This is a genomic window from Enterococcus sp. DIV1283b (genome assembly GCF_051710965.1).
Lineage (GTDB): Bacteria > Bacillota > Bacilli > Lactobacillales > Enterococcaceae > Enterococcus_B > Enterococcus_B lactis.
In genome coordinates, this window is sequence record NZ_JBIOLR010000001.1 from 2,868,421 (window position 1) to 2,880,000 (window position 11,580).

General features: G+C 36.5%; 8 protein-coding genes and 5 tRNA genes (1 of these 13 only partly in view). 1 reads left to right on the top strand and 12 read right to left on the bottom strand.

Annotated elements, in window-relative coordinates; genetic code table 11:
* Nucleotides 1-22 precede the first annotated feature (22 nt).
* A complete protein-coding gene (locus IGJ53_RS14000; protein ID WP_010733015.1) occupies nucleotides 23-349 on the bottom strand; it encodes a hypothetical protein in 327 nt (108 codons plus the stop codon).
* 98 nt (nucleotides 350-447) lie between these two features.
* Entirely contained in the window at nucleotides 448-1,872 is a 1,425-nt protein-coding gene (locus IGJ53_RS14005) for a helix-turn-helix domain-containing protein (protein ID WP_010733014.1), read from the bottom strand.
* Nucleotides 1,873-2,589: 717 nt separating this feature from the next.
* Here IGJ53_RS14005 and IGJ53_RS14010 point away from each other — a divergent pair.
* A complete protein-coding gene (locus tag IGJ53_RS14010; RefSeq protein WP_311135313.1) occupies nucleotides 2,590-4,029 on the top strand; it encodes a helix-turn-helix domain-containing protein in 1,440 nt (479 codons plus the stop codon).
* A 93-nt stretch (nucleotides 4,030-4,122) separates the two neighbouring features.
* Here the strand turns inward: IGJ53_RS14010 and gor are convergent, their stop codons facing one another.
* The 10 genes from gor to IGJ53_RS14060 form a co-directional block, all read right to left on the bottom strand.
* Nucleotides 4,123-5,469, bottom strand: coding sequence for a glutathione-disulfide reductase (gene gor / locus IGJ53_RS14015; protein ID WP_259741869.1), 1,347 nt, complete (start codon nucleotides 5,467-5,469; stop codon nucleotides 4,123-4,125).
* Between the two features lie 132 nt (nucleotides 5,470-5,601).
* A complete protein-coding gene (locus IGJ53_RS14020) occupies nucleotides 5,602-6,855 on the bottom strand; it encodes a peptidase U32 family protein (RefSeq protein ID WP_195670356.1) in 1,254 nt (417 codons plus the stop codon).
* 5 nt (nucleotides 6,856-6,860) lie between these two features.
* Nucleotides 6,861-7,784: a peptidase U32 family protein gene (locus IGJ53_RS14025; protein ID WP_086311336.1), complete on the bottom strand. Its 924-nt coding sequence runs from the start codon at nucleotides 7,782-7,784 to the stop codon at nucleotides 6,861-6,863.
* A 220-nt stretch (nucleotides 7,785-8,004) separates the two neighbouring features.
* Complete coding sequence (locus IGJ53_RS14030; protein WP_438750501.1) at nucleotides 8,005-10,491, bottom strand: ATP-dependent Clp protease ATP-binding subunit; 2,487 nt, start codon at nucleotides 10,489-10,491, stop codon at nucleotides 8,005-8,007.
* Between the two features lie 6 nt (nucleotides 10,492-10,497).
* A complete protein-coding gene (locus tag IGJ53_RS14035) occupies nucleotides 10,498-10,965 on the bottom strand; it encodes a CtsR family transcriptional regulator (RefSeq protein ID WP_002310600.1) in 468 nt (155 codons plus the stop codon).
* A 135-nt stretch (nucleotides 10,966-11,100) separates the two neighbouring features.
* Nucleotides 11,101-11,174: transfer RNA gene (locus IGJ53_RS14040), tRNA-Arg, on the bottom strand.
* A gap of 57 nt (nucleotides 11,175-11,231) precedes the next feature.
* Nucleotides 11,232-11,305, bottom strand: a tRNA-Pro gene (locus IGJ53_RS14045).
* Nucleotides 11,306-11,326: 21 nt separating this feature from the next.
* A tRNA-Arg gene (locus tag IGJ53_RS14050) sits at nucleotides 11,327-11,400 on the bottom strand.
* 10 nt (nucleotides 11,401-11,410) lie between these two features.
* Nucleotides 11,411-11,496 (bottom strand) — tRNA-Leu (locus IGJ53_RS14055).
* A gap of 16 nt (nucleotides 11,497-11,512) precedes the next feature.
* Nucleotides 11,513-11,580, bottom strand: a tRNA-Gly gene (locus IGJ53_RS14060); it runs 4 nt beyond the window's last position.

Consider the following 11,580-nt stretch of genomic DNA (forward strand, 5'->3'; position numbering starts at 1 on the left):
TACTTCCTCTCAGATTTTTACTCTATATACTGTTACGGCTAGAATGTGCTAGATCTTGTAAAGGTACTTTTATTTTCCTTGACTCATTTGTCCTGTCTGCATCCTTAAAAGCACCTGATACCCGATTGGCAATAGTCCCATACTGTCTATTGCTTTCCCTTGATGATGTAGATGAAATATCTGAAAGATTGCTCTCTCTTTTGTTGGCTTTGCATTCTTTGTAACACTTGTATCCTGCGACTGGTAATAAAACAAGGGTTCTTGCCACGTAATACAATCCTTTGATCATTGAGGCCAATATTCTGAACGTAAAGGATAAAATACAAAATAAACCGATTAACTCTTTCATTTTCGTTCCTCCAGTGTTTTTGTTTTTATCTTAACGCTGAAAATTGTCTATACCACACCTATTTTTTCCGAAATAATAATTTATTGGCAACTCTTTTCTCAAGTAGAATGAAGAAACGTTTCCAAATTATGCCAGAAAGCATCCGTTGGTACTTTAGAAATTTTCAGAATGGCGGAAGATATGCGATTCAAATTCAAATTTACATCGGTCAACACGAGGTCATATTGGTTGATCAGTGTATAGTCTAAAGAAAAAACATCTTTTTCATAAATATCGACTTTCTTAAAAGAAGGGTACTTATTCAAAATCAAGTTCTTATATAAAATAGGAAGTCCCATCTCTTGTGAACTTAATAACAAAATAGACCGTTCTTTTAGTTTTGGCTCCACTCGATGCAATAATTCATTCGAAGAGACAATCAGCTCCAACAGTAATTCTTTTAACAAAAGTTCATTTTTCCGTACAGAGGATAAGTTAGAGATGATCAATGCACTTTGATAAGCTTCCCATATCTGGACTTTTTTCTTCAGGATTTTCTTATAAAAGATATCTGCATAGCTGACTTTGAAAAAAGTCAATTCTTTATAAAAGGTAATAAAACTGGTGAAATGCAAAACCTTTTCATTTGTGACCGTTTCATTGATATTGGAAAGATAATAGAAATGTTTAAGAAACAGTTCTACTCTTCTGAGCATATACTCATCTGTTTCAGCTGGATTGGTAAACAGCAGACTGAGATATGGGCTCAAAATATTTTCTATATTTTCTCTACTGATCACAAATTTATAATTTTGATTGATAAGCGTGCAGAAGACGGTATCGCTCTTGATTGTTTCCATAATTGAGTCAACGACAGCTGGTCGATCTGCCAGTTCCTCTTTGGGAATCAGATGGTCGTTCCCGATTCGAATAATCGAAGTAAAAATATAATAAACTGTATAAATGATTTTAGAAGAGCTAGCATCCCGTCCTTGCTTGATCAAACAGCGTTTCAACATTTTATAAATCATTTCAAAATAAGGAAGATCTTTTTCTTTGCAGATTTCTTTGAACATACTTGAGAAAAATTTGCGAATATAGATTTCATCACCGATGATTTGTAGTCTGGTGGTTAAGATGATTTGTATATCTAATCTTTCTTTTGAAAAGTACGTATTTATTTTGGTAATGATTCTCCTGACACTTGTCTTACTCAAAAATAATTTAGCTGAAATCTCAGTTAAAGACGGTTCTGAAATCAGAATGTATTTTAAGACTTCTATATAGATAGAATTATTTAGGATCTTGATAAAAATATCATCTAAATTGAGGTTACTGGGTATTTTCAACGTTACTTCTTTATACTGATTGACCTCGATGTACGCAGGAAAACAAGAAGAATTAAAATTATCAATATCTGCAATAATTGTTTTATCCGTCACTTTTAGCTCTTCCGCAAGGTCGTTGATCTCAGCCAGATCCATGCTTAACAAGCAGATCAGCATGATTTGTCTCTCTAGTTGCTTTTCCAAAAATCCTACCATTTTTTACTTCCCCTTTTCTAGTTTGCTATTAAATCTATCCTACAGTTATTTACGCTAGAATTTAGTATTATTTTTTTTCTATTTTGGAAAACCTGTTTCTTAAAAACTGTTTTTGTATGTTATAATTATTATTTTTGGATAAACAGTATAAATAACTATATCTAAAGGAATATGTATCAAAAAAATAAAAGAAAACGATCTTTTGTTTTCGGAAACAAAAAATCGAATGAAGAGCAACTCCCTTGAAATATCATTTTCAACCCTCGAAGATATAAATAAAAAAACAATTTTATATAAAATAATTAAAAGTATAGTTGGTTTAATTTTCATTCAGTAGTTATATTTGCTATTATAAATAACAATAATCTAAAAGACATAAGCATGATATTTCTATCTAAGCTTTTTATTTATATTTTATTTTTTTACTGTAAATATAGAGAGTACAAAAAGGTTTTATAAATACATAATTAAAAATAACTAAAACAAAAAAGATAAAACTATTTATTTTATCGTTATTACGTTATTTTAATTAACAAAAATATGAGGTCAAGGCATTCTGTTTTTGCTGTTTATTCTGCCTGTTGCTTAAAATTGTTGAACAAACATACAAACGAATCAATTTTCTCTATAACGTGGGATAATGGTTAAGAACGACCGAAAAGAAAGGAAGTGAAGGAGCGTTTTATCTATTATTTCTTAAAAAACGCAGATGGAAATATGACAGAAGATATAACTATGCTTGAAAAATTATCAGAAAGACAGTTAAGATTAGCCATGCTTTTGAGTATGGATTCATTTTATTTAGAAGACTTAGAGAAGAAAATTGCTGTAACAAAAAAAACACTCTTATCTGATATTGCCGCATTTAATTTTGTTCATTCTCCGGCATCTATTCATATCGACGAGCATCAGAAAGTTTCTTTGAGATTACCTTGTGAATATAATTTAGAAAGCATCACGAGTACTATCTTAAAACATTCAAGCCATATACAAGTGTTGAAAATCATTTTGATGCAAGAACCTTGTATTGCTAAACTAGCTGATCAGTTATTTCTAAGTACAGCAAGTATTCGCAGAATCATTATGTTTCTGAATGAATCCTTTCAAAAACGAGGATTTCTTTTTAGAATCCACACTACTCCATATGTACATATTCAAGGTGAGGAGAGACAAATACGTTTTTTCTACTGCAGTTTATTTGAGGAGATCTATACACCGGATCAACTTCCTCATTACCAAATATTGTCTGCAGCTATCAAACGATACATGAAACTTTATCCGCCATTAAACAAACTATCTGTCCACAAACAGCTTTTTTTGATTTATTATTTTTTGATTTCTATTATCCGGATCGGAAAGAAACATAGATTATCCGATCAGTTGAAACGCCAACCTCTCGAAATGGATATTGATTTATTTTTTGAGCGAACGAAAAATAACATTACATTTTGCTCCGTTATGGAGAAAAATTATCATTTCTATTTGACTAAAGAAACAGCTAGTGAACTTTTGCGTCCAATCAGTCAGATGACCCATTTTGCTTCTGTAAAGGCACCAGCTCATGAAATCAAAAAATTAAGAAACTTGTCACAAAATTTCTATCGTTCTTTATCTACTGATACGGTGTTATCTGATCAGCAATTAAATTACTTGTATCATTTGATTTCTTTCAAGAAGGAGTTTTTACCTTTTCTAACCAATTCCTTTAAACGGTTCTTTGTGATCGTCTTGAAATCGGACCCACTCATTCTTTCTTTTTATGAACAAGCATTAGCGGAAGAAAATTATTCGTTTATTCTAACCAATCGTTTATTATATGAAGAATTGCTGGAAGAACTGGTTTTGCTGTCTCCAGCTCTTATTGATCGAATCATTCCAAAAAAAAAGACATATACAGTCATGATCCTTTCTTCTCAAGAACCGAAAGTTTGTTTCTTATATAAGGAATTGTTAACTAAAAAATTTCCTGAGATAAAAGAAATAAAAGAATATCAGGATAGCTTTTTTTGTTTGAACTATCGGTTGATCAATCAATATGATTTGGTTTTGACTGACTTTCCTTTAGATAGGAATCAGCTGAATACGAAGATAATCAAAATATCCAACTTCCCTACTTATTCGTTTTGGGAAAATATCGAAGCAATCTTACATAAATAGTTAAAAAACAAAAAACCAGAAAATCAGTATACTGATTTTCTGGTTTTACATTGGTTTATTCAATAAAAAGCTGCTGGAACTGCTAGTATTAAATTATCGCATCGTTACGAATTCTTCCGCCCCTGTTGGATGGATGGCTACTGTATTATCAAAGTCTTCTTTAGTTGCGCCCATCTTGATAGCCACAGCAAAACCTTGTAGCATTTCATCGACACCTACACCAATAGCATGCAAGCCGACAATTTTTTCTTCTTTTCCGACGCAAATCAATTTCATTTCGCATTTTTGGCGATAATCATTCAAAGCAAAGTACATTGGAGTAAAGCGTGAACGATAAACTTTCAGGTCATTTTCTCCGTATTTTTCCAATGCTTCTTCTTCTGTCAATCCAATCGTTGCAATTGGTGGATGCGTAAAGACAACTGTCGGAACAAGATTATAGTCCAGATAAGAATCTTTCTTCCCATTAAACAAACGTTCCGACAAACGTCGGCCAGCTGCGATTGCAACAGGAGTCAAGTCTAATTTACCGATCACATCACCAACCGCAAAAATATGTTCATCCGTTGTGTTTTGGTATTTATCTACTTTGATAAATCCTTTTTCGTCCAATTCGACATTTGTATTTTCCAGACCTAAATTTTCAGTATTCGGCACACGACCGCCTGCAAAAAGCACACAATCACCAGTTAAGGTTTCACCATTTTCAAATAACACCGTGTATTCGTCATTATTTTTAGTGATTTCTTTGGCAATATGATGTGGGTAAGTCTTGATTCCAGCTTCTTGGTACATTTGGATCAGATTGTCCGAAAGCATTTTATCAAACGTTCTAAGTGGACGTTCTTTTCGGTATGCCCACATGACTTCACTACCTAAACCACGAAATACACCTGAAAGTTCAGCTGCGATGTATCCAGCACCTAAAACGATTGCTCTCTTAGGTAATTCCCTTAATTCAAAAAATCCATTTGAATCAATGGCGTACTCGCCACCAGGAATGCTCATCTTGCTTGCACGGCCTCCAGTCGCAATCAAGATTTTAGGCGCATGATAAGTTTCACCGTTTACTTCGATCGTTTGACTATCGATAAAAGTAGCATACCCTTTTATAGCCTCGACATGATTGCTATCTAATCCTCTTTGGTAAGCACCGTGTAGAAAATCAATATATTTTTCTCGTCTTTCTACTAGACCGGCGAAATCGACACTTTTTAAATCTGCTTGGATGCCGTAACTTGGAGCATCACGTTCAATTGTTTCCAAAATCGTACTTGCTTGCCACATGACTTTTTTAGGTACACAACCGACATTGACACAGGTTCCGCCTAATTCATTTGCTTCAATCAGCAAAACGTTTGCGCCATGCATCCCTGCTCTGTTTGCTGAAGCAATACCGCCAGAGCCGCCACCAATTACGATGTAATCATATATTTGCATTTTGTTCCTCCTTATTGAAGAGATCAATCAAAGCATTTATTTAACGATCCTTTTTCTACAGAAAACAAGTGTAACACTTTTCTTGGATTTTGTATGCGGAGATGCTTGAAACAGGACTGTATCAGCTTTTCTTTATTTACGTTTCCGGATCATATCTCCAGGTTTCACTGGTTGTGCGACTGGCATGGTCAAAACCATCATTGGATTTGGTGCTCGGTCAATGGATTCCCCTTCTTCATTATGCATGATTTCGACTGTTTGACTGAAATGACTGAACCCTGGACCATAAAATTCGATTTCATCCCCTACAGAGAATAAGTTTCTCTGACGTATCGTAGCAATCTGTGTTGCCTCATCATAAGATAATACTTCACCGACAAATTTATATACTGGGATTTTACGACGTTCTCCGAATAATTGCTCATTTTCAGTTGGTGTATTGTAATAAAAGCCTGTAGCTAACTCTCGTTGTGCCACTTTCCATAACTCGTCGATCCATTCTTGTTTGCAGACATAGTTTTCAGGATCTTCCATATAGCTGTCTACAGCTGCTTTATAGACGTTTGCCACTGTAGATACATAATGGATCGATTTCATTCTTCCTTCGATCTTGAAGCTGTCTACGCCGTTTTCAATCAATTCTGGAATATGCTCGATCATTGACATATCAACTGCACTCATCGAGAATTCTTCTTCAATTTCTCCTGTATCAGTCAAACTATTCCGTTCTTGACCAAAAGGCATATCAAACAATCCATATTTCCAGCGACAAGATTGAGAGCATCCTCCACGATTCGCGTCCCGCATTGACATATGGTTGGACAATGTGCAGCGACCAGAATAAGAGATACACATGGCACCATGAATAAATGCTTCGATTTCGATATCCGTATTTTTACGGATCTCTGCCACTTCCTCCATTGAAACTTCACGAGCTAAAACGACACGTTCCAACCCTTCCTCTTTCCAGAATTCCAATGTCTCAAAATTGGTTGCTGAAGCTTGAGTGGATAAATGGATCGGCAGACCTGGAGCTTCTGTCGCGCAAATTTCGATCAAAGCTGGATCAGAAACGATCACTGCAGAAATACCGACATCGCGCAGACTGCGGAAAAATTCCCCAGCGCCTTCTTCATTTCCTTCATGGGTGACCATATTAGCAGCAACGTACACTTTTGCATCGTGTTCTTTTGCAAAAGCAACCCCTTCAGCCATTTCTTCATAAGTAAAATTACCTGCACGGCTTCTTAAACCATACGCATTTCCACCAATATATACTGCATCTGCTCCATAATGGATCGCTGTTTTTAACTTTTCCAGTGTTCCTGCTGGCGCTAAGACTTCTGGACGTTTCAATTTTCTTTTTACTGTCATTTCATTCATCATACTCCTTATTTGATAGCAGAAGGATCAATATAAAAGAATCCTGTATCTAATTCACGGTTTTCAGGATGCAATTTGTTGATTTCGCTCGTCAATTTTTCTGCTTTTTCTTGATTCCAGCTACCTTCTAAAATTTGTTTTTTGGCTTCGGCGAATAGTTGAGTGATATTCACGAAATTTTCGCCTGGAGTAAATAACCCGTCCAATTTCCATGTACGGTAATGATGCTGATAAAGTTCATTCAATTCATTCGAAAGATTTAGATCATTACTGGCAAAAATATGTGTGCCATGACTATCTTCATAAATAGAATAATGTGTCTCTTCTTTTTTAGGTTCCGAGATAAAAAGACCTCTTTCACGATCTTTTTGTTCGTCTTGCTTCGTATAGTTATAGTAATTCTGTAGCAGTGGACGTTTGGACTGATGGATGCATGTAGCACCATACACAAGGATTTCTACAGGAATGTCGAGTTTTTCTTCCATCGCCTTCATCTCTTCAAAAGGAACTTCACGAGCAAGTACTGCGCCAACTGCGCCTTTTTTCGCCCAGAAATTGATTTGACGTGCACTCGTTACTAATGTTTCAGCATCATAAATATACGGTATACGCAATTCAGGATTTTTTTTCATCGTATAAATGATACCTGTATCACCAACTGTGATCACATCTACATTTATTTCTTTTAAAAAAGCCAAATATTCAGGTACATTTTTCATTTTCTCAGGATGGATGATCCCATTTACAGCAATATTTGCTTTTTTACCATGCTTGTGTGCTAATTCTACTAATTGTCGCTGTTCTTCTCGTGTGAACGAAGCAGGCAGACGCAATCCAAATTGCTCTTCACCGAAATATAGTGTGTCTGCACCTGCAGCAAGCAACTGTTCTGCTTGTTTGATAGTCTCTACTGTGGTTATGAGTTCGATCATAATTTCCTCCTCCTACAACTTCATAATAGTAGCATAGCTCTAAAAACTTTCCAATACTTCTTCTATTTAAAGTCGGATTTTTGAAAATTATTTCACAAAAAGTCAAAATAAAGTTCGGTATATTCTGTCCAAATATAAAAAGAGATTGTGACAAAAATCTTGTCACAACCTCTTAATCAAGTCTTACTATTATAAAAATTCAGCTACATAGACCAAGTACCTATAAGGAACCTACTGTTTCTTTTTTAGGCCCGCGAACATTCAATGTGATTTTTCCTTTTGAAGCACCTACTGTTACGTGGTCACCTAAACGAATCTCTCCGCCAAGCAACGCCTCGCTCAATCGATCTTCAATTTCTTTTTGAAGTGCGCGACGGATTGGACGTGCACCATATTCAGGATCAAATCCGGCTTTCCCGATCACATCGATTGCAGATGGGGTGATTTTCACTTGAATATCTTGTTCTTTCAATCGTTTGATAATCGCTTTACTCATAATTTGGACGATGGTATGGATTTCATCTTTACTCAATGAGTGGAAGACGACAGTCTCATCAATTCGATTCAAGAATTCAGGTCGGAAAGCTTTCTTTAACTCTTCTAAGATACGTTTTTGCATGGCTTTGTGATCTTTCGTGACATCTTGGACATTAAATCCGACATTTTTTTCTTCTCGAATTTGTGTCGCTCCGATATTTGAAGTCATAATCATGATCGTATTTCTAAAGTCCACTTTTCTACCTTTAGAATCTGTTAAATGACCATCATCCAATACTTGCAGAAGTAAATTGAAAACATCTGGATGTGCTTTCTCCACTTCGTCTAAGAGAATCACTGAATATGGTTTTTGACGAATTTTTTCTGTCAACTGTCCACCTTCATCATACCCTACGTATCCTGGAGGAGATCCGATTAATCGGCTTGTACTGTATTTTTCCATAAATTCTGACATATCAACACGGATCAGGGCATCTTCGCTTCCAAACATGACTTCTGAAAGTGCTTTGGCCAATTCTGTTTTTCCGACACCAGTTGGTCCGAGGAACATAAATGACCCAATTGGACGGTTAGGATCTTTCAAGCCGCTTCGTGCACGACGGATGGCGCGTGAAACTGCTTTGACAGCCTCATCTTGACCAACCACACGTTCATGCAGAAGACCTTCCAATTCTAACAAACGTTCACTTTCTTTTTTCTCCAACTGCTTTAGAGGGACACCAGTCCACTCCGATACAACTGTAGCAACATCTTCTTCTGTTACACGATCAGAATATCCTTGTTCCTGTTTTGCTTCGATTGCAGAAACTTTTTGTAGCTTTTTACGTAGTGCTTTTTCTTGTCTACGTAATTGCGCAGCATTTTCAAAGTCTTGTTTTTGGATTGCTGCTTCTTTTTCTTGTACTAATTCATCAATTTCTAATTTGATTACAGTTGATTTTGTTAAGTGATCGGTTTGATCCAAACGGACTTTCGCTGCTGATTCATCAATCAAATCAATAGCTTTATCAGGTAGTTGACGAGAAGTGATATAACGAACAGAAAGATTCACTGCTGCCCGCACAGCTTCATCTGTAATCTCTACCCCGTGGTGCTCTTCATATCTTGAACGTAATCCTTGAAGAATCTCTTCCGCTTCTTCAGGAGTTGGTTCATCTACTTGAATTCGTGCAAAACGTCGCTCTAATGCAGAATCTTTTTCGATATATTTTTGATATTCATCTAGGGTCGTTGCTCCGATCGTTTGTAATTCTCCTCGAGCTAACGCCGGTTTCAAGATATTCGAAGCATCAATTGCTCCTTCTGCTCCACCTGCACCAATCAAGGTATGCAATTCATCAATGAATAAGATTACTTGACCATCATTATAGATTTCGTCGATGACTTTTTTCATTCGATCTTCAAATTCACCGCGATATTTCGTACCAGCAACCAAAGATCCCATATCAAGCATCATCAGGCGCTTTTCTTGCATGTCTTCTGGTACTTCTCCTAAAATGATTTTTTGCGCTAGTCCTTCAGCAATGGCTGTTTTACCTACACCAGGTTCGCCCACCAGTACAGGGTTGTTCTTTGTCCATCGGCTAAGAATCTGAATAAGCCGTTTGACTTCTCTAGAACGACCAACAACTGGGTCCAACTTGTTTTCTTTTGCTAATTTCGTCAAATCACGTGCTAATGAATCCAGTGTAGGTGTTCCTTGCGGTGTTTGCCGTTTATCTTGTATATTTCTACGACGATTCATTCCCTTTCCACCCGAATCACCAGCTAGTCCCATTTTTTGTTTCAGAACTTGTCGGGCTTTTGAAAGGCTGATACCTAAGTTGATCATGATTCGAGTAGCCATGATACTTTCATCTTTTAATAAGCTCATCAAAATATGTTCTGTTCCAACTTTTTGAGAACCCGTTTTCTTTACTTCGCTGCTAGCTAAAGCAAAAACTTGTTTCATTCTTGGAGAATATGGAAGAAAGACTCCTTTAGGGTAAGAACGGATACCGCCATAACCAATCAGATGTTCAATTTCTTCATAAATTTCTGTCTCATTCAAATCCATTTCACGTAATACTTTTCCAGCAATTCCATTTTGTTCAACTACTAATGCTAGTAAAACATGCTCTGAACTAACTGATTGATGTTTCAATCGTTTTGCTTCTTCTTGTGCAATTTCTAATACCGCTTGGGCTCTTTCAGTAAAAAGTTCTTCCATCTAATCTCACTTCCCATCTTCATAACTTAAACGTTCCAGAAATGCTCGGAGAATCCGAGCACGTGTATGATCTTCAAATTCATTGAAATTCAATGTGTTTTTTGCAATTGCACTTAACATCAAGTTTCCTTCTTTTTTTGTAATTATTTGGTCTTCATAAAGTTTTTGAATAATAGCAAAAGCATTTTTCTCACTGATTGTATCATCAAACAACTGATTTATCTGCTCAAGTAACTGTTTTTTATCTGAAATTCTTACTTTCGCAATTCGTATATAACCGCCACCCCCGCGTTTGCTCTCTACTAAATAACCGCGTTGGATGGTAAAACGGGTATTAATCACATAGTTGATTTGTGAAGGAACACAGTTAAAGAGGTCTGCCATTTCAATCCTTCGAATCTCGATCATTTCACTATTTTCCAGAATTTTCTTTATATATGATTCAATTAAATCCGAGGTATTCTGATGTGCCATCTTATTCATTCCCTTTGACTAATATTGACCTTAATTATAACGAATTTGGTAATAGAAAGAAAGAAGAACGCTTTTTGTTAAATAAATCCTTTAGAATCAACAAAAAAAAATACGGAATATACTATTCCGTATCGACGCGCCCAAGAGGAGTCGAACCCCTAACCTTTTGATCCGTAGTCAAACACTCTATCCAGTTGAGCTATGGGCGCATATTCAATTTAAAAAAATTATAAATCATTTGAAAACAAAAAGCAAGATAAAAAAAATCGGGAAGACAGGATTCGAACCTGCGACCCCTTGGTCCCAAACCAAGTGCTCTACCAAGCTGAGCTACTTCCCGTTAAAAAAATAAAAAAGACTACGCGCCCAAGAGGAGTCGAACCCCTAACCTTTTGATCCGTAGTCAAACACTCTATCCAGTTGAGCTATGGGCGCATATTTGAAATGCCGAGGACCGGAATCGAACCGGTACGGTGATCACTCACCGCAGGATTTTAAGTCCTGTGCGTCTGCCAGTTCCGCCACCCCGGCGCGATTGCTTTGGCAAAGCGGAAAACGGGGTTCGAACCCGCGACCCCCACCTTGGCAAGGTGGTGCTCTACCACTGAGCTATTT

Bases quoted from the DNA above. Each gene is read 5' to 3' on its own strand.
- IGJ53_RS14020 (WP_195670356.1), bottom strand. From the start codon at position 6,855: ATGATGAATGAAATGACAGTAAAAAGAAAATTGAAACGTCCAGAAGTC.
- IGJ53_RS14025 (WP_086311336.1), bottom strand. From the start codon at position 7,784: ATGATCGAACTCATAACCACAGTAGAGACTATCAAACAAGCAGAACAG.
- gor (WP_259741869.1), bottom strand. From the start codon at position 5,469: ATGCAAATATATGATTACATCGTAATTGGTGGCGGCTCTGGCGGTATT.
- IGJ53_RS14035 (WP_002310600.1), bottom strand. From the start codon at position 10,965: ATGGCACATCAGAATACCTCGGATTTAATTGAATCATATATAAAGAAA.
- IGJ53_RS14005 (WP_010733014.1), bottom strand. From the start codon at position 1,872: ATGGTAGGATTTTTGGAAAAGCAACTAGAGAGACAAATCATGCTGATC.
- IGJ53_RS14000 (WP_010733015.1), bottom strand. From the start codon at position 349: ATGAAAGAGTTAATCGGTTTATTTTGTATTTTATCCTTTACGTTCAGA.
- IGJ53_RS14030 (WP_438750501.1), bottom strand. From the start codon at position 10,491: ATGGAAGAACTTTTTACTGAAAGAGCCCAAGCGGTATTAGAAATTGCA.
- IGJ53_RS14010 (WP_311135313.1), top strand. From the start codon at position 2,590: ATGACAGAAGATATAACTATGCTTGAAAAATTATCAGAAAGACAGTTA.